21 protein-coding genes are annotated in these 22,088 nt (G+C 66.6%); 9 read left to right on the forward strand and 12 right to left on the reverse strand.

The genetic code is table 11. The annotated features are described in order from the left end of the window. The 9 genes from ACWW1C_RS25575 to ACWW1C_RS25615 all read right to left on the reverse strand — a co-directional run bounded on the left by ACWW1C_RS25575 (window position 1) and on the right by ACWW1C_RS25615 (window position 8,971). Window positions 1-1,170, reverse strand: coding sequence for an MCE family protein (locus tag ACWW1C_RS25575; protein ID WP_455980865.1), 1,170 nt, complete (start codon window positions 1,168-1,170; stop codon window positions 1-3). Then, window positions 1,170-2,591 (reverse strand): MCE family protein, encoded by a 1,422-nt coding sequence (locus tag ACWW1C_RS25580; protein ID WP_455984438.1) that lies wholly within the window; start codon window positions 2,589-2,591, stop codon window positions 1,170-1,172. The genes ACWW1C_RS25575 and ACWW1C_RS25580 overlap by 1 nt, the downstream gene beginning before the upstream one ends. After that, entirely contained in the window at window positions 2,591-3,646 is a 1,056-nt protein-coding gene (locus tag ACWW1C_RS25585; RefSeq protein WP_455980866.1) for an MCE family protein, read from the reverse strand. The genes ACWW1C_RS25580 and ACWW1C_RS25585 overlap by 1 nt, the downstream gene beginning before the upstream one ends. After that, entirely contained in the window at window positions 3,639-4,673 is a 1,035-nt protein-coding gene (locus tag ACWW1C_RS25590; RefSeq protein ID WP_455980867.1) for an MCE family protein, read from the reverse strand. Before ACWW1C_RS25590 ends, ACWW1C_RS25585 begins: the two co-directional genes overlap by 8 nt. A 25-nt stretch (window positions 4,674-4,698) precedes the next feature. After that, window positions 4,699-5,901 carry an MCE family protein gene (locus ACWW1C_RS25595; protein ID WP_455980868.1) on the reverse strand — a complete coding sequence of 401 codons (1,203 nt, stop codon included), beginning with the start codon at window positions 5,899-5,901 and terminating at the stop codon, window positions 4,699-4,701. Between the two features lie 12 nt (window positions 5,902-5,913). Beyond that, window positions 5,914-6,756, reverse strand: a complete 843-nt coding sequence (locus tag ACWW1C_RS25600) for an MlaE family ABC transporter permease (RefSeq protein ID WP_455980869.1) — start codon at window positions 6,754-6,756, stop codon at window positions 5,914-5,916. Between the two features lie 43 nt (window positions 6,757-6,799). Next, on the reverse strand, window positions 6,800-7,564 hold the full coding sequence (locus tag ACWW1C_RS25605) for an MlaE family ABC transporter permease (protein ID WP_455980870.1): 765 nt from the start codon (window positions 7,562-7,564) through the stop codon (window positions 6,800-6,802). A gap of 275 nt (window positions 7,565-7,839) precedes the next feature. Continuing rightward, window positions 7,840-8,766, reverse strand: a complete 927-nt coding sequence (locus ACWW1C_RS25610; protein WP_455980871.1) for a 3-oxoacyl-ACP reductase — start codon at window positions 8,764-8,766, stop codon at window positions 7,840-7,842. Between the two features lie 13 nt (window positions 8,767-8,779). Then, the gene (locus ACWW1C_RS25615; RefSeq protein ID WP_043398182.1) at window positions 8,780-8,971 is read right to left on the reverse strand and encodes a ferredoxin; all 192 of its coding nucleotides are present in this window, start codon (window positions 8,969-8,971) and stop codon (window positions 8,780-8,782) included. 201 nt (window positions 8,972-9,172) lie between these two features. On the opposite strand from ACWW1C_RS25615, the gene ACWW1C_RS25620 reads away from it, so the two are divergent. The 3 genes from ACWW1C_RS25620 to fadD17 are packed head-to-tail and all read left to right on the forward strand — an operon-like array spanning window position 9,173 to window position 13,041. Further along, window positions 9,173-10,354 carry an acyl-CoA dehydrogenase family protein gene (locus ACWW1C_RS25620; protein ID WP_455980872.1) on the forward strand — a complete coding sequence of 394 codons (1,182 nt, stop codon included), beginning with the start codon at window positions 9,173-9,175 and terminating at the stop codon, window positions 10,352-10,354. Between the two features lie 14 nt (window positions 10,355-10,368). Then, window positions 10,369-11,469, forward strand: coding sequence for an acyl-CoA dehydrogenase family protein (locus ACWW1C_RS25625; RefSeq protein ID WP_455980873.1), 1,101 nt, complete (start codon window positions 10,369-10,371; stop codon window positions 11,467-11,469). Window positions 11,470-11,478: 9 nt separating this feature from the next. Continuing rightward, window positions 11,479-13,041 (forward strand): long-chain-fatty-acid--CoA ligase FadD17, encoded by a 1,563-nt coding sequence (fadD17, locus tag ACWW1C_RS25630; protein WP_455980874.1) that lies wholly within the window; start codon window positions 11,479-11,481, stop codon window positions 13,039-13,041. Window positions 13,042-13,051: 10 nt separating this feature from the next. Here the strand turns inward: fadD17 and ACWW1C_RS25635 are convergent, their stop codons facing one another. Beyond that, a complete protein-coding gene (locus ACWW1C_RS25635) occupies window positions 13,052-14,155 on the reverse strand; it encodes a methyltransferase (protein WP_455980875.1) in 1,104 nt (367 codons plus the stop codon). Window positions 14,156-14,256: 101 nt separating this feature from the next. Here ACWW1C_RS25635 and ACWW1C_RS25640 point away from each other — a divergent pair, with 101 nt between their 5' ends. Continuing rightward, window positions 14,257-14,943: an LpqN/LpqT family lipoprotein gene (locus ACWW1C_RS25640; RefSeq protein ID WP_455980876.1), complete on the forward strand. Its 687-nt coding sequence runs from the start codon at window positions 14,257-14,259 to the stop codon at window positions 14,941-14,943. Window positions 14,944-14,967: 24 nt separating this feature from the next. Here ACWW1C_RS25640 and ACWW1C_RS25645 read toward each other — a convergent pair whose 3' ends face one another. Both ACWW1C_RS25645 and ACWW1C_RS25650 read right to left on the reverse strand, forming a co-directional pair. Continuing rightward, complete coding sequence (locus tag ACWW1C_RS25645) at window positions 14,968-16,089, reverse strand: NAD(P)H-dependent flavin oxidoreductase (RefSeq protein WP_455980877.1); 1,122 nt, start codon at window positions 16,087-16,089, stop codon at window positions 14,968-14,970. Window positions 16,090-16,117: 28 nt separating this feature from the next. Further along, window positions 16,118-17,770 (reverse strand): acyl-CoA synthetase, encoded by a 1,653-nt coding sequence (locus tag ACWW1C_RS25650; protein WP_455980878.1) that lies wholly within the window; start codon window positions 17,768-17,770, stop codon window positions 16,118-16,120. A 69-nt stretch (window positions 17,771-17,839) separates the two neighbouring features. On the opposite strand from ACWW1C_RS25650, the gene ACWW1C_RS25655 reads away from it, so the two are divergent. The 5 genes from ACWW1C_RS25655 (at window position 17,840) to ACWW1C_RS25675 (ending at window position 22,079) form a co-directional block, all read left to right on the forward strand. Further along, entirely contained in the window at window positions 17,840-18,640 is an 801-nt protein-coding gene (locus tag ACWW1C_RS25655) for a crotonase/enoyl-CoA hydratase family protein (protein ID WP_455980879.1), read from the forward strand. Next, on the forward strand, window positions 18,640-19,608 hold the full coding sequence (locus ACWW1C_RS25660) for an NAD-dependent epimerase/dehydratase family protein (RefSeq protein ID WP_455980880.1): 969 nt from the start codon (window positions 18,640-18,642) through the stop codon (window positions 19,606-19,608). The genes ACWW1C_RS25655 and ACWW1C_RS25660 overlap by 1 nt, the downstream gene beginning before the upstream one ends. A gap of 66 nt (window positions 19,609-19,674) precedes the next feature. After that, window positions 19,675-20,895 (forward strand): sensor histidine kinase, encoded by a 1,221-nt coding sequence (locus tag ACWW1C_RS25665; protein WP_455980881.1) that lies wholly within the window; start codon window positions 19,675-19,677, stop codon window positions 20,893-20,895. 18 nt (window positions 20,896-20,913) lie between these two features. Then, window positions 20,914-21,699, forward strand: coding sequence for a heavy metal-binding domain-containing protein (locus ACWW1C_RS25670; RefSeq protein WP_455980882.1), 786 nt, complete (start codon window positions 20,914-20,916; stop codon window positions 21,697-21,699). Beyond that, window positions 21,699-22,079, forward strand: a complete 381-nt coding sequence (locus ACWW1C_RS25675) for a DUF5073 family protein (protein WP_455980883.1) — start codon at window positions 21,699-21,701, stop codon at window positions 22,077-22,079. Before ACWW1C_RS25670 ends, ACWW1C_RS25675 begins: the two co-directional genes overlap by 1 nt. The last annotated feature ends 9 nt before the right edge of the window (window positions 22,080-22,088 follow it).

Consider the following 22,088-nt stretch of genomic DNA (forward strand, 5'->3'; position numbering starts at 1 on the left):
TTACGGCTTCACCCCTCCATGTTGCGTCGCTGTGCCGGCTGGAATCTTGAACGGATCGGCGGCCTGCCCGGACAGGTTCGCCAGCGCGCCCAACAGGAAGTCCGGCGGGTTGACCACTTCGTCCAGGTGCCTCATGTTCGGGTCGAAAGCACCCGAGGTGGTGAAGACGGTCTCACCGAGACGGCGCAGCGTCAGATCGAATGTCACGTACACGTTCAGGTAGTCACCACGCACCGCGTTCTTGAAGTACTTGTTGGAGAACGGGAACGTCGGCACCAGGTCCAGGTCGTGGATCAAGTCGTCGGCGTTGTCGTTGAACGCCTTGATCACCGGGAAGATGTCCTTGAAGTCCGCCGCGAAGTCGTCCTTCGTCGCGGACATGACCTTCGCGCCGACAACGGCGAGCTTCCGCAGTGCGGTGAACGCATCCACGATGTTCTTGCGGTTGTCGTTGAGGACCTTGACCGCACCGGGCAGCGTGTCCAGCGTGCGGCCCAGACTGTCTTTGCTCTTGGCCAGGATGGAGGAGAAGCGGTTCAGCCCGTCCATGGCCCCGATGATGTCGGTGGTCTGCTTGTCCAGCGACTGAGTCAGCTCGGCCAGCCGCGGGATGAGGTCGACGAACTGCCCGGCCCGGCCGGCAACCGCGGCGTACGCCTCGTCGGTGATGTCCTGCAGCGCACCGAGATTGCCCTTGTTCACCACCAGACCCAGCGACGACAGCACCTCTTCGGTGGTCGGGTACCGGCCGGTGTGCGCCAGCGGAATCTCCGAACCCGCCTTGAGCCGGCCCTGCGGGGCCTCCCCGACCGGTTCCGACAGCTGGACGTGCTGCGAACCCAGCAGCGAGGTCTGTGCGACCTTCGCCCTCGCGTTCGCCGGCAGCTTCACATCACCGTTGATCGACAGTTTCGCCGCCGCATAGAACGTGCCGTCGGCGCGCTGGACGGCATCCAGGCCCGACACGCTGCCGACGGTGACGTCGTGGACCATCACCGGTGAGTTCTGCGGCAACGTCGCAACGTCGGGCAGCTGCACCGTGATCGTGTAGGAACCGGCGCCGTGGCCCTGGGTACCGGGCATGTCCAGCGAGTTCAGGCCTCCGAACTGACACCCGGCGAGCACGACGGCGCTCGATCCGAGTGCCAGGACTTTCACAACCGACTTCATCAGTTGCCACCTCCGGCTTCAGCGGGCAGCGGTGCACCCACGGGCGCTGCGGGCGCCGGGGCAGGTCCGGGCAGCGGGCCCGAACCGTTCAGCGGCGTCGAGCCCGGTCCGACCGGCGGCGTGGCCGGCGAAATCTGACCCGGGACGGCCGGCGGCGGCAAGATCAGGTCGCTGAGCGTCCCGTCCGGCTGGACCTTCGGCGGGGTGACGCCAGGCGCGGCATTCCACTGCAGGTACGGCACCGGTGTCTGCGCCTTGGCCTCGGTCTGCGGGGTGTCGTAGATGAGCTGACCCTTGTACGCGGTGATGCTGTTGATCGGGTGGAACAGCACCGGCGGGTAGTTCATCGCGATTCGGCGCAGCACCGGGCCCATGCGCTGACGGCAGATCTCCGCCCGCTTGTAGTTGTCCGGGGTGGCGCCGACGTCGAAGTTACCGCCGCACAGGAACTGCACCGGGTTCGAGAAGTTCGGCAGTGACAGCAGACCGTCCAGGGATCCCTGCGCCGGGTTGTAGATGTTGTAGAAGTTGGCGAGACCGTTCGGCGTCACGTGCAGAACCTGCTCGATGTTGTCGCTGTTGTCGGTCAGCACCTGGGTGAATTCGGCCAGCTTGCCGACCTGGTCGATCAGCGCCGTGTTGTTGTCCTTCAGCAGGCCCTTGACGTCACCCAGCGCCTGGTTGAGGGCGCCGAGGGTCTGGTCCAGACCGGCCGAGCTCTCCGCCAGCACCTGCGAGACCGACGCGACGTGGTCGGTGAACTGCACGATCTGCTCGTTGCTGTTCGACAGCGCGTTCACCAGAACCTGCAGGTTCTTGATGGTGCCGAACAGGTCGCCACGCGAATCACCAAGGCGCCCAGCGGTTTGCGACAGCTCGCGCAAGGCACTGCGGAACGAGTCGCCCTTGCCGTCCAACGTGTCGGCGGCCTGGTTGATGAACGCACCGAGCGGACCCTGCGGCGCGCCGTCCTGCGGACCGAGCTGCGCGCTGAGCTGGGTCAGCTGCTTCTTGACGTCGTCCCACTCGACCGGAACACCGGTCCGGCTCAGCGGTACCTCGGCACCGCCCGCCAGCGCCGCCCCACCGTCGTAGGCCGGGGTGAACTGCACGAACCGGGCCGCGACCAGGTTCGGCGAGATGATGATCGCCCGGGCATCGGCCGGGATCTTCACGCCGTCCTTCACGGTCATGGAGACCTTGACCGAATTGGGTTGCGGCTCAACCGAATCGATGGTGCCGACCGGAACCCCGAGCACCCGCACGTCGTCCCCGGCGTACAGGCCCACGGCGTTGGTGAAGTAGGCGACCACCTTGTGGCCACCACGCGACGGCCACAGCAGGTAGGCACCGGCAGCCACCAACGCCACTACCAGGGCTGCCACTGCCAGGATCGCGCCCCGCGACTTCATGTTCTTCATCATGGCGACTTCGGCCTCACGACGATCCGTTCAGAGATGTAGCCCTTCAGCATGTCGCCGAGGCTGGCAGGCAGCTTGCCCGGCTGGAAGTAGGTGTCGAGCAGGACTTCCGTCATCGTCGCCGGCGGCAGGCCGTACAGGTTGATGTTGAAGCCCGGGCCGTTACCGACCACCTCGCCGAGCGCGGTGGCGTAGCCCGGCAGCCGCTTGAGCGCCTCGCTGATGTGCTCCTTGCGCTTCAGCAATTCGTCCATCACCAGGTTCAGCTGCTTGAGGGCCGGACCGAACTCCCGCTTGTTGTCCGCAACGAACCCTGAAAGCTGTTGCGAGACACCACGAATACCGGAGATCAGCGTGCTGATCGACTGCCTGCGCTCGTCCAGCGCGGCGAACAGCTGATTGCCGTCGACCACCAGCTTGTTCACCTGGTCGGCGCGTTGCGCCAGGGTGTCCGACACCTTCTTGGCGTGGCCCAGCAGCTGCTCGAGTGCCTGGTCGCGCTTGTTCAGGCTCCGGGACAGGGACGCCACACCGTCGAGCGCGCCGCGCAACTGCGGCGTCGCGTCGTGCAGCGTGTCGGTCAGCACCTTGAGGGCCTGCTCCATCTGCGGCTTGTCCAGCTCGCTGGTGTTCTGGCCGAGATCCTGCAGTGCGGTGTTGATCGTGTAGGGAGTCGTGGTGCGGCCCAACGGGATGACGGTGGCTTCCTTCGTGCCCTTCGGAGTCACCCAGAGAGACTTCTGCCCCAGCACCGTGTCGGTCTTGATCGACACCAGCGACTGGTCGCCCACCACGATCTGACGGTCGACGGTGAAGTTCACCTTCGCCGAGGTCCCGGCGAGCTCCACGTCCCCGACCTTGCCGACCTTGATGCCCGCGACGCGGACGTCACTGCCCGGCGTGATGCCACCGGCGTCGCCGAAGTACGCGGAGTAGTTCTTGCCCTGCGGGTAGAACGGCAGTCCGGTGTACCCGAACGAGATCAGCACGAGGCACACCACGATGAAGACACCGAGGATGCCGGTGCGGAGTGGATCTTTTTCCGGCTTAGCCACTTTCGGAGCACCTGCCCTTCGACGGATCCGCGGGACCACCGAACGGCACGATCAGATCGCTACCCGCGGGGCCGCTCATCTTGATCTTCACCGAGCAGTAGTAGATGTTGAAGAACGCGCCGTAGGCGCCCAGGGCGTTGAGCCTCAGGTAGTTCTCCGCGAGGTTCTCGATGACGGGGTTCACTTCAGCTCGGCGCTCATACGTGCGCTGCGCGAACGGGCGGGCGTTCTCGATGACGCCCTGCACGGGGCGCCGCGACTTCTGCAGCATCTCGGTCAGGTCGTTCTCGGCCGAGGCCAGCGGGCCGATGGCACCGGCGATCGGGTCGCGTCCCTCGGCCAGGCCGGTGACGAGCTGCTGCAGCTGGTCGATGCTGGTGTTGAACTGTGAGCCCTTGGAGTCGACCGTGGCGAGCACCGTGTTGAGGTTGGTGATCGTGTCGCCGATCAACTGGTCGCGGTCGGCCAGGTTCTGGCTGAACGAACTGGTGTTGGACAGCAGGTCGTTCAACGCGCCGCCCTGCCCCTGCAGGGCCTCGATCATGGCTGCGGTGATCTCGTTGACCTTCTTGCCGTCCAGGCCCTTGACGACCGGGCGCAGACCGCCGAGCAGCGCGTCGAGGTCGAGCGCCGGCTGGGTGTTGGCGAGGGCGACGGTGCCGCCGGCGGGCAGCTTGCGCAGCTCGCCCGGGCCAGAGGTGATCTCCATGTACCGGTCACCGACCAGGTTCTGGTAGCGGATGACCGCACGGCTCGAGCTGTACAGCTGGTAGCGCTCGTTGAGGGTGAACTTGACGTCGACGGTGTTGTCGCTCTTGAGCTTGACGCTCTTGACCGAGCCCACCTGCACGCCCGCGATGCGGACGTCCTCACCGGCCTTGAGCCGGGACGCGTCGGTGAAGTTGGCGTGATAGGTGTTCGTCGAGGCGAATCGGAACTGGCCGAACACCACCACCAGACCGGCGGCGACCAGCAACATCACGACGGTGAACACCGTGACGTTGATCATTTCGCGCTTGTGTCTCATGGGCGGCCCCACTCACTCGCGGACATCAGTAGCGGTCCCTCTCTGCGTAGGCACCGGAGAACAGGAACTGCAGCGTCGAGGGAGCGTCGAACTGCAACTCGGTGTTCGGCTGGAACGGGACGTAGGCGTTGTCCGTCACCAGGAACGGCGAGTGGTACCACGAGCCGCCGTACTGCTTGGACGGGACGTCCGGCAGGCCACGGCAGTTCGGGCCACCGGAGGCGTTCACCATCGGCAGGCTCTCCGGGTAGGTGTAGTTGGGCGCGCCGGGGAAGAAGTTCGAGGACACGAAAAGACCCGGCTTGACGCCACCGAACACCGGACCGAACTGGTCCACCGCCTTCGACAGACCCTGGATGAGGCAGGGCAGCTCCGGTGAGTAGTCGCCGAGGACCTTCAGCGGGGCGCGCAGCCGCTGGATGGCGGCGATGTAGTCGTCGGCGGCCGGCGAGATGGTCGCGTAGGCGTTGTTGGCGAACCCGGTGGCGGCGAGCAGTGCGGCGTTCAGGTCATCCTTCTCGTCGGTCAGCGTCTTGCTGACGGTCGGCGCGTTGTCGAGGACCTTGGCCAGGTCGGGCGCGGCGTCGCCGTAGATGCCGGCGACCGTCGCGGTGTCCTTGAAGTCCTGCTGCAGCGTCGGCAGCTTGGGGTTGAAGTACTCGAGGTACTTGCTGAGGCCGGCCGCGGCGGCACCGGCGTCGTCGCCGTGGCCACGCAGGCCTTCGCCGAGCGCGGTCACCGTGGCGTTCAGGTTGACCGGATCGATCTTGTCGAGCAGGTCCGTCAGCGTCTGGAAGACGGTGTTCATCTCCAGCTGGACGTCCTTGGCCTGCACCTGCGCGCCGGGACGCAGCGATTCCTTCGACGGATGCTCCGGCGGGAGGAACTCGACCGACTTGGCGCCGAACACCGTCGTGCTGCCGAGGCGGACCCGGGCGTTCGACGGGATGTAGCGCATCTGGTCACTCAGCACGGCCAGCTTCAGTTTCGCCTGGTCGCCGGCGTACTCGATCTCCTCGACCTTGCCGACCTGGATGCCGCGGTACTTGACCTTGGCATCGGGGTCCATGACCAGGCCGGCGCGGGGCGCCATGACCGAGACGGTGTCGGTGGGGGTGAATGCCGCGGTGTACGACAGATAGGTGAACACCACGGCGGCCAGCATGATGCTGATCAGCACCGCTGCCGCGAGCCGCACATGGCTGCGTTTAGGTCCGCCGGAAGACATCGTCGTGCACCCCTATCCGGAGAGGTTGAAGTTGCCGGACGCGCCGTACACGGCCAGGGAGATGAGCAGGACGATGGTGACGACCACGATCAGCGAGGTCCGCACGGCCTGGCCGACGGCGATGCCCACGCCGACGGGCCCGCCGCTGGCGTTGTAGCCGTAGTAGGTGTGCACCAGCATGACCGCGATCGACATGACGATGGCCTGCAGGAATGACCACAACAGGTCGGTGGGCACCATGAAGGTGCTGAAGTAGTGGTCGTACAGACCGGCCGACTGGCCGTTGATGTACACCGTGGTGGCCCGCGCCGCGAAGAACGATGCGAGGACGGCCAGGGCATACAGCGGGATGACGGCGATGAGGCCCGCGATGATCCGTGTGGACACCAGGTACGACACCGAGTGCACCGCCATCGATTCGACGGCATCGATCTCCTCGGCCACCCGCATGGCGCCCAGCTGCGCGGTACAGCCGGCGCCGATGGTGGCGGCCAGAGCGATACCCGCGATGATCGGCGCAACGATCCGGACGTTGAGGAAGGCCGACAGGAAGCCCGTCAGCGCCTCGATACCGATGTTGCCCAGCGAGGAGTAGCCCTGGACGGCGATGACGCCACCGGAGGCCAGCGTCATGAACGCCGCGACACCGACGGTGCCGCCGATCATCACCAGCGCGCCGGTGCCCATCGTCATCTCGGCGATGAGCCGAATGGTCTCGCGGCGGTAGCGGGTGAGTGCGTTGGGGATGTACCGGAAGGACTCCCCGTAGAACAGCGCCTGCTCACCGATGCCGTCGAAGACGGCGGGCACTGCCCGGAAAATTCGTTTGAATCTGAGGGTTGCGTCGTAACTCATGCGCGATCCGCCTCCGCAACTCGCTGGGTGCTCATTCCCCGCATCACCGCACCAGCACCCGGACGCCGATGGCGGTCATGATCACGTTGATGACGAACAAGCAGATGAAGGCGTAGACCACGGTCTCGTTGACCGCGATGCCGACGCCCTTGGGGCCGCCCTTGACGGTCAGGCCGCGGTAGCAGCCGACCATCCCGGCGAGCAGGCCGAACAGCACGGCCTTGATCTCCGCGAGCATGAGTTCACCGAGGCCGGTCAGCACCGTCAGGCCGTTGATGAACGAACCCGGGTTGACGCCCTGCAGGAAGACGGAGAAGACGTAGCCACCCGAGATGCCGATGGCGCACACCAGGTTGTTCAGCAGCACCGCGACGAAGGTCGACGCGAGGACGCGCGGCACGACCAGCCGCTGAATCGGATCGATGCCGAGCACGCGCATGGCGTCGATCTCTTCGCGGATGGTGCGGGCGCCCAGGTCGGCGCAGATGGCGGTGGCACCGGCGCCGGCGACCACCAGCACGGTGACGACGGGGCCCAGCTGGGTGACCGTGCCGAACGCGGTGCCTGCGCCGGAGAGGTCGGCAGCACCGATCTCACGCAGCAGGATGTTCAGCGTGAAGGCCACGAGCACGGTGAACGGAATGGCGACGAGCAGGGTCGGGACCAGGGAAACGCGGGCAATCATCCAGGTTTGTTCGAAGAACTCCCGGAACTGAAACGGCCGCCGCCACATCTTCGTGAATGTGTCGAGGAACATTTCGAAGAACCCGCCAACGGCCCGGGCCGGAGCCGCAAGCTGTTCGATCAACCTTCGACTCCATTCTCGGTCCGAGCTGAGCAGATACGGCGAAGAGTGGGATTTCCCTCGTTCGCAGCGGTCTGATCACCACGTAGTAATGCGCGGCTCTTGTGAGCCGGCTCATAGTAGCTAGAACATGTTCGCAGTGGCAAAAGAACAGCAAAATCACTGGAAAACGACATATAATCGCAGCTCAGCGTATATTTCGACGTTGCCGTCACTGTAACAAGTTCTAGTGCTGAAGCGGCGCGTTGAGCGCCACTTCAGCACGAGATCCGGGACGCTCAGTCCCTCGACTCCATCAAGGCAGTCGCAGAGAAATTCCGTTCCGGATCGCGGTCAGCAAAATATCCGCGCAACGTGGAACTCAGTTGTGTCATGTCCCACTCAGCGGACGACGCTGTGAAGTGGCTCTCCACGGTGGGCGCTGCAACCAGGGTCACAGTCGGACCATAAACGATGAAGAGCTGGCCATTCACGTTTTCCGACGCGGGTGAGGAAAGGAAACGCACCAATTTCACAACGTGCTCAGGCGACAGCGGATCGACCTCTCCTTCACCAGGAGCCGCACCGAACACATCTGCCGTCATCGCGGTTCGAGCCCGCGGGGCGATGGCGTTGGCGCGCACGCCGTAGCGCTCCAGACCGCGGGCCGCGGTCAGGGTCAGCGCCGTGATGCCGGCCTTCGCGGCACCGTAGTTCGCCTGTCCCACCGGACCGGCCAGGCCGGCCTCTGACGAGGTGTTGACGATCCGGCCGTACACCCGTCCGTCACCGCCGTCGCCTCCCGCCTTCGCCTTGGCCCGCCAGTAGGTCGCGGCATTGCGGGTCAGCAGGAAGTGGCCGCGCAGGTGGACCGCGATGACCGCGTCCCAGTCCTCGTCGGTCATGTTGAACAACATCTTGTCGCGGGTGATACCCGCGTTGTTGACGACGATGTTCAGGCCACCGAGCTTGTCGGCGGTCTCCACGAGTTCGTCGGCGGTGCTGCGAGCACTGATGTCCCCGGCCACCGCAATGCCTTTGGAGCCGGCGGCCTCGATCTCGGCGAGCACGTCGGACTTGTCCAGCGCGCCCGCCATGTCGTTCACCACGATGGTGGCGCCGGCCTGCGCCAGGCCGATGGCCTCGGCACGGCCCAGTCCCGCGGCGGCACCGGTGACCACAGCCACCTTGCCGGACAGATCAGTCGAGTCGATTTGGCTGGTCAATTTACGAATACCTCTAGTCTTTGCGGAGAAGGGCGGCGCGGGGGCATTCCGCGATGGACTGCTCGGCCAGTTCTTCCTGGTCGGCAGGCACCGGATCGGCCTTGACTACTGCATAGTCGTTGTCGTCGAGATCGAAAAGGTCCGGCGCAATGCCCACGCAAACCGCGTTTCCTTCACAGCGATCGTGATCAACTTCAACCCGCATGACACCCTCCTGAGAGCCCGGATTTCGACGGTGAGGCCAACATAACGACCCCACCATGGCGATGCCAGTGTGGCACGCTCTGGACCCCAAGACTAGAACGTGTTACAAGTTTGAGTAGGCACGGGTCGACGTGAGCGGCCCCGGCAATGCGACAAACGGACCAGAGACCTACCCCAATTCAACTGACAAAGGATGAGTTCGATGCGGATCGGCTACACGCCCGAGCAGGAGGAGTTGCGACGCGAACTGCGTTCGTACTTCACCAAGCTCATGACCCCCGAGCGCGCCGAGGCACTGGCGTCCAACGATGGCGAGATGGGGCGCGGCAACGTGTACCGCGAGACCGTCGAGCAGATGGGCAAGGACGGCTGGCTGACGCTGAGCTGGCCGAAGGAGTACGGCGGCCAGGCCCGTCCCCCGATGGACGGCCTGATCTTCAACGACGAAGCCGCCATCGCCAACGTGCCGGTGCCGTTCCTGACCATCAACTCGGTGGCGCCGACGATCATGCACTTCGGTACCGAGGAGCAGAAGAAGTTCTTCCTGCCCAAGATCGCCGCCGGACAGCTGCACTTCTCCATCGGCTACTCCGAGCCCGGCGCCGGCACCGACCTTGCGTCGTTGCGCACCACCGCGGTCCGCGACGGCGATGACTACGTCATCAACGGCCAGAAGATGTGGACGTCGCTGATCGCCTACGCCGACTACGTGTGGCTGGCGGCCCGCACCAACCCCGAGGCCAAGAAGCACCGCGGCATCTCGATGCTGATCGTGCCGACCACCGCCGAAGGCTTCTCCTGGACCCCGGTGCACACCATGTCCGGCGTGGACACCAGTGCCACCTACTACCAGGACGTCCGCGTCCCGACCTCCAGCCTGGTCGGCGAGGAGCACGGCGGCTGGAAACTGGTCACCAACCAGCTCAACCACGAGCGCGTCGCGCTGGTCTCGGCGCAGCCGATCTTCACTGCGCTGGACGGGGTTCGGGAATGGGCCCAGAACACCAAGGACCACCACGGCAAGCGGTTGATCGACTCCGAGTGGGTGCAGCTGAACCTGGCCCGGGTGCTCGCCAAGGCCGAAGTGCTCAAGCTGATCAACTGGGAGCTGGCCTCGGCCACCGATTCGGCGCCCTCCCCCGCCGACGCGTCGGCGGCCAAGGTGTACGGCACCGAACTGGCCACCGAGGCCTACCGCCTGCTCATGGAGGTACTCGGCACCTCGGCGACCCTGCGCCGGGACACCCCGGGCGCGCTGCTGCGCGGCCGGATCGAACGCTGGCACCGGTCCTGCCTGATCCTGACCTTCGGCGGCGGCACCAACGAGATTCAGCGCGACATCATCGGCATGGTCGCACTCGGCCTGCCCCGAGTGAATCGCTAAGGGAGATTTGAGAAATGGACTTCAAGACAACCGAAGCATCTGACGACCTCGGCGGCCTGGTCCGGTCCATCACCGAATCGGTGGTGACCCCGGAGCGCCAGAAGGAGCTGGACAAGCTCGATGAGCGGTTCGACCGCGAGCTGTGGACCAAACTGATCGATTCCGACATCCTGTCCACCACCGCACCCGAGTCAGTGGGTGGCGGCGGTTTCGGCGCGTTGGAGCAGTCTGCCGTGCTGGTGGCGCTGGGCCGTCAGCTCGCGGCGGTGCCGTACCTCGAGTCGACCGTCCTGGCCACCGGCGCCCTCGCCGAATTCGGCTCGGCCGAACTGCAATCCGAATGGGCCGCCCCGGCGGTCGCCGGTAGCAAGATCGTCGTACCCGCACTGGAAGGCGAGATGGGTCAGGGCCCGGTGCAAGCGACCGGCGCGGATGGGTCCGGGTACACGCTCACCGGCACCCGCACCCAGGTCGCCTACGGCCCGGTCGCCGACGCCTTCCTGGTGCCGGCCGAAACCGACTCCGGCGTCAAGGTTTTCCTCGTCGCGGCGGCCGATGCCGGCGTCACCGTCACCTCTCTGGACACCACCGGACATGGCAGCGTCGCACACCTGGATCTGCAGGGCGTGGCCGTCGCCGCCGACCGCATCGTCGGTGGCGCGGATGTGCTCGCCTGGCTGCGGCTGCACAATGCGTTGGGCCGCAGCGCATTCCAGCTCGGCGTCGTGGAGCGCGCGCTGGAGCTCACCGCCTTGTACGCGCGTGAGCGCGAGCAGTTCGACCGCCCGATCGGCAGCTTCCAGGCCGTGTCGTCGCGCCTTGCCGACGGCTACATCGACGTCAAGGCACTGCGCCTGACGCTGACCCAGGCCTCGTGGCGCGTGGCCGAGGGGCTGCCCGCCGAGATCGACGTGAACACCGCGGCGTTCTGGGCCGCCGAGGCCGGACACCGGGTCGCGCACACCGCGGTGCACGTGCACGGCGGTGTCGGCATCGACATGGACCACCCCGTGCACCGGTACTTCCTGGCCGCCAAGCAGACCGAGTTCGCGGTCGGCTCGGCCACCGGGCAGCTGCTGCAGATCGGGCGCGAACTGGCCGAGACGCCGGTTTAGTCTCGATTGATGTCCAACCGGCCCACCGTCAGCGACCTGTTGCGCCCGCTGGTCGACGTCACCGACCGCGGTTTGTACGACTGTGTTGCGGCGCCGGACGATCCATCACACGAAGATGCGGGCGGCCCGGCTGAGCTGATCAGCTGGGCCGACCACATCGCCGCGGGCGCACAGCTGGCCGCGGCCCTGAAATCGCGACTGGATCCGGCCAAACCGCCGCATGTCGGTGTGCTGCTGAGCAATACGACATTCTTCTCGTCGCTGCTGGTGGCCGCCGCGCTGGCGGGGCTGGTTCCCGTCGGCCTGAACCCGACCCGCCGCGGCGCGGCGCTGGTCGGCGACGCCGAGCGCTCCGACTGCCAGTTGGTGCTCGCCGACAACCCCGACCTGGTCCCAGCCGGTCTGGATGCCGCGGGCATCGACGTCATCGATGTCGAATCCGCCTCGTGGGCAACCGAACTCGCAGGATTCGCCGGCGCCCCGGTGCGGTTCGCCGACGTCGATCCCGACGATCTGTTCATGCTGATCTTCACCTCGGGCACCAGTGGTGATCCCAAGGCAGTCCGCGTCACGCACGACAAGGTGGCGTTCCCGGGTCAGATGCTGGCCGACCGCTTCGGCCTCGGTCGCGACGACACGTTCTACCTGTCCATGCCGCTGTTCCATTCCAACGCGGTGATGGCCGGCTGGGCGGTGGCGCTGGCCGCGCAGGGGTCGATCGCGTTGCGCCGCAAGTTCTCCGCCTCCGGGTTTCTCCCGGACGTGCGCCGCTACGGCGCCACCTACGCCAACTATGTCGGCAAGCCGCTGTCGTACATCCTGGCCACCCCGGCTCAGGCGGACGACGCCGACAATCCGCTGAAATTCATGTACGGCAACGAGGGCGCCCCGCGCGACCTGCCTCGGTTCGCAGAACGTTTCGGCGTCATCGTCGTCGATGGTTTCGGCTCCACCGAGGGCGGCGTCGCGGTCGCCCGCACCGCGGACACCCCGCCCGGCGCGCTGGGTCCGCTGACCGACGAGGTGGCCGTCGTCGACGTGGAGACCGGACTGCCGTGCCCGCCGGGCGTCGTCGGCGAACTCGTGAACCCGACCGGCCGCGGCTGGTTCCGCGGCTACTACAACAACGAGGCCGCCGAGGCCGAACGCATGGCCGGCGGCATCTACCACACCGGCGACCTGGCCTACCGGGACGAGGCGGGGTTCATCTATTTCGCTGGGCGCCTGGGTGATTGGATGCGGGTCGACGGCGAGAACCTCGGTACCGCACCCATCGAACAGGTGCTACTGCGGCACCCCGACGTGGTCGAGGCGGCCGTCTACGCGATACCCGATCCCGCCGTCGGCGACCAGGTGATGTCGGCACTCGTCCTGCTCGACGACGCGACGTTCTCCGCCGACGACTTCAGCGCATTCCTGGCCGCCCAAGAAGATCTGGGCCCCAAGCAGTGGCCCCGGTTCATCCGCGTCGCGACGAACCTGCCCCGCACCGAGACCTTCAAGGTCATCAAGCGGCAGCTGTCGGCCGAGGGCACCGACTGTGCGGACCCGGTTTTCGCCATCGCCCGTTAGCCATCGCCCGTTAATCGTGGACGGGAACGGCCTCGACGAGCGACATCGGCCCGGCCGTCGAGACCACGCGGGTCTGCCGAAAGCCCGCGCGTGCCAACAGATCTGCGTATTGCGAACCGGTGCGCTCCTGGCCGCCGGCCGCCACCAGCATCTCCAGGTCGAGGAGCATGCCCGGATGGTTCGGCGTGCCTTCCGGCAGCACCATTTCGATCAGGGCCAGGGTGCCGTCCGGCGCGATCGCTTTGCGGATGTTCCGCAGGATCACCAGCGCGCTGTCCTCGTCCCAGTCGTGGATGATCGTCTTCAGCAGGTAGGCATCTCCGCCTTCGGGGACCGTGTCGAAGAACGAGCCGCCGCTGACCGTGATCCGGCCCGATACCCCGGACGATTCCAGCACCGGACCCGCCCCCGCCACCACCGACGGGAGGTCGAACAGCACGCCGCGGGCTTCGGTGGCCTGCTGCAGCACCGCCGACAGGAGCGCCCCGTGGCCGCCGCCGATATCGACGATCGTGCGGAAACGGCGGAAATCGTATGCGGGCATGAGGGTTTCGATCGCCATGGCCGACACTGCGGTCATCGCGTTGTTGAACACCTCCGCCAGGTCGCGATCGGTCTCCAGGTACTCGAAGATCGGCATGCCGCGGAGCATCTCTGCGGACGTCTTGCCGGTCTGCACCGAGTACAGCAACTGGCCCCAGTGCTCCCAGTGCTTCGGATGGCCGATGAACAACAGCATCGGTGCCATTGAGCCCGGCGCATCCGTTCGCAAGGCCTGACCCAGGCGGCTGAGCGCGAATCGACCGTCGCGCCCCTGCTTGAGCAGCGAATTGCTCGCCAGCGCCCGCATGAGCCGCGCGGTGGCCTCGGGGTGCGAGCCCACCCGATCTGCGATGTCGTCGGCCGTGGCCGGGCCGTCACCCAGCGCGTCGAAGATGCCCAGTTTGGCGCCGACGTACACGGCCTGGGTGAGCCAGGCGCCCTGACCCAGCTCGAAGAGCGCGACGTTCGCCGGCACGACGGACCGGCGCACTTGGCCCAATCCGTCGCGAACCCGGCCGATGCCGTCGATGAGCCAGCCAGGGGGTGGTTTCTGCGCGTTTGCCACTGGCACACAGTAATGCCACAGCTAATCTCCACGCTAGAGCCGGTTTCGGAGTCTGCGCCGTCCGGCTCACAGGATCACCGCGAGCTTTGTCTATTAGTCTCGGCCGTATGAGAACGTCCGCGATCACCGGCCTCGTCGCGGCAGCGACCGCACTGTCTGTGGTGCTGGCCGGTTGCGACGCCGGCAGCGATGCGAGCGCGTCGTCCGACAACGCGACGAGCGCCGCGCCGACCGCGGCGGAGGCCGGCAACACCAAGGCAACCGACGGCCCCAACCCCACGATCGCCAGCTACATCAAAGACCACAGGATCACCGAACAGCAGGTGCACCGCTCCGACCCCGGCGAGCCGAAAGTCGACCTACCGAAACCGGACGGCTGGAAGGCCACCGGTGACGACAATCCGCCGTGGGCGTACGACTCGATCATCTACAACGGCCCCGTCGACGCGGCGAACTACGCGCCCAGCGTGGTCGCTCTGCTGTCGAAGCTGACCGGCGACGTCGACATCAAGGCGCTGATGGCCACCGCACCCGGGGAGATTCAGAACCTGCCGGGCTTCACGCCGTCGGGTCCGGGGACGGAAACCAAGGTGCGCGACTACCCCGCGTATCGGATCGCCGGCACCTGGGTGTCCGACGGCAAGACGAAGTTCGTCGCGCAGCAGACGGTGCTCTTCCCGGCGGGTGGCGCGACCTATGTCCTGCAACTGAATTCAGACGGCGCGGCCGAGCTGACGCCCGTCATCCAGGCCGCCACCGACGTGGTGGCGCAGCAGGTGAAGATCACGCCGTAGCGCTCACCCACTCGCGCGGCGAAATCAGTTGTCGCGGATGGCGTCCAGGCGCTTGGTGGCGGCCTCGAACTCGGCGACCAGTTCGGCGATGATGACCTCGACCGGGCGGATCTCGTTCATCCGGCCGACGATCTGACCGACCGGCATCGCGACGGCGGTCGGGTCACCGGACTCGTTCATCCGCTGATGGGCCTCACTGACCAGGATGTTCTGCAACGGCATCGGCAGCGGATCGGGCGCACCTTCGGCATCCCAGGCCTCGGTCCAGCGGCTCTTGAGCAGCCGGGCCGGCTTGCCGGTGTAGATCTTGCGACGGACGGTGTCGGCCGAGGTCGCGTTCAGCATCGCTTGCTGCACAACGGAAACGCCCGACTCCAGGCGCACACCGAGGTCGTATTCGGCCGAGGTCAGGAATGCCGAACCCATCCACACACCCTGCGCGCCCAGCGCCAGCGCGGCGGCCAGCTGCCGTCCCGTGCCGATACCACCGGCGGCGAGTACCGGAGCCGAACCACCAAGGGCGTCAACGATTTCCGGCCACAGCACCACGGAACCGATCTCACCGGTGTGCCCACCGGCCTCGTGTCCCTGAGCGACGACGATGTCGACGCCGTTCTCGACGTGCCGCGCGGCGTGCTTGGCCGAGCCGGCCAGCGCGGCCACCGGAACACCCGCGGCATGCGCCTGGTCGATGACGTCCTTGGGCGGCGAGCCGAGCGCGTTGGCGATCAGCTTGATCGGGTGCTTGAGCGCCACCTCGACGTGGCTGCGGGCCACCGAGTGCAGCCAGCCCAGCACGCCTTCGTTCTTCTCTTCGTCCGCCGGCAGCGGCGGCACACCGAGATCAGCGAGGGTCTTCGCGACGAAGTCCTTGTGCCCCTGCGGGATCAGTTTGTTGATGTCGACGCTGGTGCCCTCGGTGGGCACCTTCGCCGGCATCACGATGTCGACGCCGTACGGCTTGCCGTCGGTGTTGGCGTCCATCCACTGCAGGACGTTCTCCAGGTCGTCGGCGTCGTTGAAGCGGACGCAGCCCAGCACGCCCATCCCGCCGGCGCGGCTGACCGCGGCGGCCACCTTCTCCGATGGCGTGAAGACGAAGATCGGGTATTCGATCCCGAAGCGTTCGCAGAGTTCGGTTTTCATTCTCGTGTTCCTTACTGGGCCGGTGCGGCTAGGCCTGTGCGCCGGCGTGTTTCGCGTGCACCTCGTCGGCAGGGCGGGCCTCGGTCTGATCCTTGGCCCAGCGGTAGTCGGGCTTGCCGGCCGGGGACCGCTTCACCTCGTCGACAAGCCACAGACTGCGCGGCACCTTGTAGCCGGCAATCTCGCTGCGGACGAAGGCATCCAGGTCGGCCAACGCCGGCTTGGTGCCCTCACGCGGCTGCACGACCGCCGCGACGTGCTGGCCGAAGCGCGGGTCCGGAACGCCGACGACCAGGGCGTCGAACACATCCGGATGGCCCTTGAGCGCGGCCTCGACCTCTTCGGGGTAGATCTTCTCGCCGCCCGAGTTGATCGACACCGAGCCACGGCCCAGCATCGTCACGCTGCCGTCGGCCTCGACCTCGGCGTAGTCGCCGGGGATGGCGTACCGGACACCGTTGAAGGTGCGGAACGTCTCGGCGGTCTTCTTCTCGTCCTTGAAGTAACCGACCGGGATGTGTCCGCACTTGGCGATGATGCCGCGCACGCCCGAACCCGGAACCACCTCGTTGCCGTCCTCGTCGAGGACCTTGGTGTTCTTGTCGATGGTGACCCGCGGGCCGCCGGTGTGCGACTGGCCCTTGGCCACGATGCTGGTGCCACCGAAACCGGTCTCGGACGAACCGATCGAATCGGTGATGACGCGGTTGGGCAGCAGCTCGAGGAACTTCTCCTTGAGGCTGGTCGAGAACAGCGCCGCGGTGCTGGCGAGCAGGAACAGCGACGACAGGTCGTACTCGTTGCCGGCGTCCTGGTGCGCCAGCAGGGCGTCCAGCAGCGGCCGGGCCATCGCGTCGCCCGTGAAGAACAGCAGGTTGACCTTGTGCTCGTGGATCATTCGCCATGCGGCATCGGCGTCGAACTCCGGCATCAGCACCACGGTGTGGCCGGTGAACAGCGCCATCCAGGTGGCCGACTGCGTCGCGCCGTGGATCATCGGAGGGATGGGCAGGCGGATCATCGGCGGGTTGGCGGCGGCCTGCTTGGACAGGTCGTACTCGTCGGCCACCGGCTCGCCGGTGGCGAAGTCGGTGCCGCCGAACAGCACTCGGTAGATGTCCTCGTGGCGCCACATGACGCCCTTGGGGAAACCGGTGGTGCCGCCGGTGTAGAGCAGGTAGATGTCGTCTTCGCTGCGCGGACCGAAGTCGCGCTCGGGCGAGCTGTCGGCGATGGCGGAGTAGAACTCGACGCCGTTGTAGCGCTGGAAGTCATTATCCGACCCGTCTTCCACCACCAGGATCGTTTTCAACAGCGGCAGCTCGGGCAGCACGTTGGCGACCCGGTCCGAGTACTGGCGCTCATGGATCAGCGCGACCATGTCCGAGTTGTCGAACAGGTACTTCAGTTCGCCCTCGACGTAGCGGAAGTTGACGTTGACCAGGATCGCGCCGGCTTTGACGATGCCGAGCATGCCGATCACGATCTCGATGCGGTTGCGGCAGTACAGCCCAACCTTGTCGTCTTTCTTCACACCTTGTGACTGGAGGTAGTGAGCCAGGCGGTTGGCCTTCTCCTCCAGCTGGGCGTAGGTCAGCTTTTCGTCGCCACAGATGAGGGCGACGCGGTCCGGCACAGCATCAATGGCGTGCTCGGCGAGATCTGCGATGTTCAGAGCCACGGTACCTAAACTAGAACGTGTTACATTTTGTGACAAGTCTAACGATCTCGAGCCCGGAAGTTGGTACCCGTGAGCGAACCCGAAAAAGGCCCCGACGCCCTCATTGAGCAGCGCGGACACACACTTATCGTCACTTTGAACCGGCCCGAGGCGCGCAACGCCCTTTCCGGCGAGATGCTCTCGATAATGGTCGAGGCCTGGGACCGTGTCGACAGCGATCCGGAGATCCGCACCTGCATCCTCACCGGTGCCGGCGGCTACTTCTGCGCCGGTATGGACCTCAAGGGCGCGACCAAGAAGCCGCCGGGCGACTCGTTCAAGGACGGCAGCTACGACCCGTCGCGCATCGACGGCCTGCTCAAGGGCCGCCGCCTGACCAAGCCGCTGATCGCCGCGGTCGAGGGCCCGGCCATCGCCGGCGGCACCGAGATTCTGCAGGGCACCGACATTCGCGTGGCCGGTGAGAGCGCCAAGTTCGGCATCTCCGAGGCCAAGTGGAGCCTGTACCCGATGGGTGGTTCCGCGGTGCGCCTGGTGCGCCAGATTCCGTACACCATCGCGTGCGAGATGCTGCTGACCGGACGCCACATCACCGCCGCGCAGGCCCTGGAGTACGGGCTGATCGGACACGTCGTGCCGGACGGCACCGCGCTGGACAAGGCCCTGGAGATCGCCGAGGTGATCAACAACAACGGTCCGCTGGCGGTCCAGGCCATCCTGAAGACCATCCGCGAGACCGAGGGCATGCACGAGCTGGACGCCTTCAAACCCGACACCGCCAACGGCATCCCGGTGTTCCTGTCCGAAGACGCCAAGGAAGGCCCGCTGGCCTTCAAGGAGAAGCGCGCGCCGCAGTTCAAGATGCGCTGATGCACATCGCAGTGACGGGCGGCACCGGCTACGTCGGTGCCCACACCGTCCGCGCGCTGCTGGCAGCCGGACACACGGTCCGGCTGCTGGTGGTTCCCGGCGGCAGCGACGACGCCGCGCTCGACGCACTGGGCCGGGTCGGTCCTCTCGAGGTCCTGTCCGGCGATATCCGCGATCCGGCAACGGTTTCCGAGCTGCTGGCCGGATGCGACGCCGCACTGCATCTGGCCGGCGTCGTCGGCACCGACAGCCGCCGCACCCAGCTGATGTGGGAGATCAACGCCTACGCCACCGAGGCCCTGCTGACGCGGGCCGCCGAGTTGGGGCTCGACCCGATCGTGTCGGTGTCGTCCTACAGCTCGCTGTTCCCGCCGGCCGACGGCGTCATCGGGCCCGACACTCCCCCGGCACCCGGCCGCAGCGACTACGCCCGCACCAAGGCCTACGCCGACAATGCGGCGCGGCGGCTGCAGTCCGCGGGCGCGCCCGTCGTCGTCACGTATCCGTCGTCGGTGGTCGGTCCGGCCTTCCACACGGCGGTCGGTGTGACACAACGTGGTTGGGACCCGATCGTCCGGTACCGCGTCGCCCCGCGGCTGCGCGGCGGCATGCAGATGATCGACGTCGGTGACGTGGCCCGGGTGCACACGGCGCTGATGCAGCCCGGCCGTGGACCCCAGCGCTACGTCTGCGGCGGCGTGCTGCTGACGTTCGACCAGATGGTCGACGCACTCCAGTCGGCACTCGGCCGGCCGATCCGCCGGATTCCGCTGTCGCCCGGCCTGTTTCGCGGCGTCGGCCGGGTTTCGGACGTTGCCGGCCGCTGGCTGCCGCTGGCCGAGGGCCTGAGTTACGAAGCTGCCCTGCTGCTGACGGCCGCCGTCCCGACCGATGACAGCCAGACCTTGTCCGACCTCAGCCTCACCTGGCGCGACCCCCGAGAGTCGATCGTCGAATCTTTTGCGTGATTCGTGCACGATTTTCCGCGGCCATCGCGGAAAATCGTGCACAAATCACGAACGCGGGGGGACCGAATGCCAACCACCGACACCTCGCTGTTGCGCGGCCTGCTGTTGCAGCTCGCGCTGCGGGTGCTGTTGGCGGTGTTCGTCGGGTTCGGCCTGCTGCTCGAGCCCCCGAACGCCAACCTGCGGCTGCACTGGGGCATCTTCGCCTGCTACGTCGTGATGGTCGCCGCATGGGCATGGTGGGGGCGCCGCTCGGCCGATCAATCCGGCCGACGAGCCCAGCGGGCGGCGGCACTACTGATGCTGTGCGCGGATCTGACTGTGGTGGCGGTCATTTCAGTTGACAGCGGCCTCAGTTCACCGGAAACCTGGACCTCCGACGTCCTGCAGCACGGGCTGTTTCTCATCCCGCTGATCGCGGCGGCCCAACTCGATCCCGTCGTCAGCGCCATGATCGCAATCCCCACCGTCGCCACATTCTTCGTCGTCAACTGGATCGACCGGGAAGCCAACGGGCACGAGCCGTGGGGCTCGATCCTGTTGCGGACCGCCATCGTGTTCGGCCTGGCGGCCGGCTCGGTGGCACTGTCGTGGATTCAGCAGGCCAAGACCAGGACCATCACCGACCTGGCCCAGGAGCGGACCCGGCTGCTCGAAGAGGTGATCAGCCTCGAGAAACGCGAGCGCCAATCCCTGTCCGAGCGCCTGCACGACGGTGCGCTGCAGTACGTCCTGGTGGCCCGGCACGATATGGAAGATGTCCGCGACGGTTCGGTCGAGGGCATGGATCGCGTCGACTTCGCGCTCGCGGAGTCCTCCCGGCTGCTGCGCGACGTGGTGCGTGAACTGCATCCCGAGGTGCTGGCCCGCTCCGGCCTCAAAGCGGCGATCACCTCGCTCGCGGACAGTATCGCCGCCCGCACCAGCATCACGGTCCACCTGGATGCCGACGACTGGCCCGACAACCTGCGTACCGACGCCGACCATCTGCTCTACAGCGCGGCCCGCGAGTTCTCGACGAACGCGATCAAACATGCGCACGCCGAAAATCTCCGATTCAGGCTGGCGCACAACGGAAGCCGGGCCGAACTGCGCATCGCCGACGACGGCGTCGGCATCCCACCGGACCGGCTGGCGCAAAGCCTCGAGGACGGTCACATCGGATTCGCGTCGATCTGCACCAAAGTGCTCGCCACGGGCGGAGAATTCGCGGTGACGGGATCACCCGGGACCGTCATCTCGATCGCGGTGCCGGCGAAGACTGCCGGCCGGCAATCGGTTGCCTGATCACGCGAGGACACTCCCATGCAGCCCAATTCACTTGCTCCGGTGGCCAGCGAGCGGCTGTCCCACGCCGACAAGGTGTTCACCTCCGACCTGTCCATCAACGAATTCACGCTGCTGCACGGCGCGGGATTCGCGCCGATGGAACTGGTGATGGGAGCGTCGGTCTACCACGTCGGCTATCAGTTCACCGGCCTCAAGACGCAGTCGGAACTGCCGGTGCTCACCGAGGCCACCTACCGCGCACGGTGGAATGCCATGGCGCGCATGCAGGCTGAGGCCGACGCACTCGGCGCCGACGGCGTGGTCGGAGTCCGGCTCGACTGGCGGCACGTCGGCGAGGGCGAGCACCTCGAGTTCATCGCCGTGGGCACGGCGGTGCGCTACACCTCGAAGCCCGGCGTGTACCGCAGACCCAACGGTCAGGCGTTCAGCAGCCACCTGTCGGGCCAGGACCTGACGACGTTGTTGCGCTCGGGGTTCGTGCCGGTGGCGTTCGTGATGGGCAACTGCGTCTATCACGTCGCCGTCCAGGGATTCATGCAGAACATGAAACAGATGGGCCGTAATGCGGAGATGCCGCAATGGACGCAGGGCAACTACGAGGCCCGCGAGTTGGCGATGTCCCGCATGCAAGCGGAGGCCGAACGCGACGGTGCCGGCGGCGTTGTCGGCGTGCAGTTCGACATTTCGAACTACGCGTGGGGCCATCACACGGTGGAGTTCTACGTCGCAGGCACCGCGGTCCGGCGTGTGGGTGACGGCGAAACGATCACCCCGACGTTCGTCCTGCCGATGAGTGGGTGATGACGGGTTTCGATCCCACCCGGGTGAGCGACGCGGTGGCCGCGGCACTGGCCGGGCCGGCCGGGATCGCGTCGGTGGTCAACGTGTTCCGCGCGGTGCCCGGTGTGGTGCATACGCCGGGCCGCCGCGGCATGTTCCGGTCCGCGCCGGAACGAGTCCAGATCGGTGACTGGCGCTACGAAATCGCACCCGACGGCCGGCTGGGAGCAGCCCACGTCGTCGGAGACATCGTCATCGCCGAGGAGATACTCGACGCCGACGCCGTGGGCCCGCACCTCGCACGCGCCCTGTCACAGCTCGTCGGCCGCTACGGGTCCACCATCTGCCCGCACATCGACGCCGCTGTCGATGTTCTCGCGATCAGCCTCGGCGGGAGCTAGCAGCCAGGC

This window comes from Mycobacterium sp. HM-7 (assembly GCF_053852335.1).

What these genes read in the sequence shown, in the direction of transcription:
- ACWW1C_RS25660 (WP_455980880.1), top strand. Translation starts at nt 18,640, where the DNA reads ATGCACATCGCAGTGACGGGCGGCACCGGCTACGTCGGTGCCCACACC.
- ACWW1C_RS25670 (WP_455980882.1), top strand. Translation starts at nt 20,914, where the DNA reads ATGCAGCCCAATTCACTTGCTCCGGTGGCCAGCGAGCGGCTGTCCCAC.
- fadD17 (WP_455980874.1), top strand. Translation starts at nt 11,479, where the DNA reads ATGTCCAACCGGCCCACCGTCAGCGACCTGTTGCGCCCGCTGGTCGAC.
- ACWW1C_RS25600 (WP_455980869.1), bottom strand. Translation starts at nt 6,756, where the DNA reads ATGAGTTACGACGCAACCCTCAGATTCAAACGAATTTTCCGGGCAGTG.
- ACWW1C_RS25620 (WP_455980872.1), top strand. Translation starts at nt 9,173, where the DNA reads ATGCGGATCGGCTACACGCCCGAGCAGGAGGAGTTGCGACGCGAACTG.
- ACWW1C_RS25575 (WP_455980865.1), bottom strand. Translation starts at nt 1,170, where the DNA reads ATGAAGTCGGTTGTGAAAGTCCTGGCACTCGGATCGAGCGCCGTCGTG.
- ACWW1C_RS25665 (WP_455980881.1), top strand. Translation starts at nt 19,675, where the DNA reads ATGCCAACCACCGACACCTCGCTGTTGCGCGGCCTGCTGTTGCAGCTC.
- ACWW1C_RS25580 (WP_455984438.1), bottom strand. Translation starts at nt 2,591, where the DNA reads ATGAAGAACATGAAGTCGCGGGGCGCGATCCTGGCAGTGGCAGCCCTG.
- ACWW1C_RS25675 (WP_455980883.1), top strand. Translation starts at nt 21,699, where the DNA reads ATGACGGGTTTCGATCCCACCCGGGTGAGCGACGCGGTGGCCGCGGCA.
- ACWW1C_RS25595 (WP_455980868.1), bottom strand. Translation starts at nt 5,901, where the DNA reads ATGTCTTCCGGCGGACCTAAACGCAGCCATGTGCGGCTCGCGGCAGCG.
- ACWW1C_RS25590 (WP_455980867.1), bottom strand. Translation starts at nt 4,673, where the DNA reads ATGAGACACAAGCGCGAAATGATCAACGTCACGGTGTTCACCGTCGTG.
- ACWW1C_RS25640 (WP_455980876.1), top strand. Translation starts at nt 14,257, where the DNA reads ATGAGAACGTCCGCGATCACCGGCCTCGTCGCGGCAGCGACCGCACTG.
- ACWW1C_RS25615 (WP_043398182.1), bottom strand. Translation starts at nt 8,971, where the DNA reads ATGCGGGTTGAAGTTGATCACGATCGCTGTGAAGGAAACGCGGTTTGC.
- ACWW1C_RS25625 (WP_455980873.1), top strand. Translation starts at nt 10,369, where the DNA reads ATGGACTTCAAGACAACCGAAGCATCTGACGACCTCGGCGGCCTGGTC.
- ACWW1C_RS25645 (WP_455980877.1), bottom strand. Translation starts at nt 16,089, where the DNA reads ATGAAAACCGAACTCTGCGAACGCTTCGGGATCGAATACCCGATCTTC.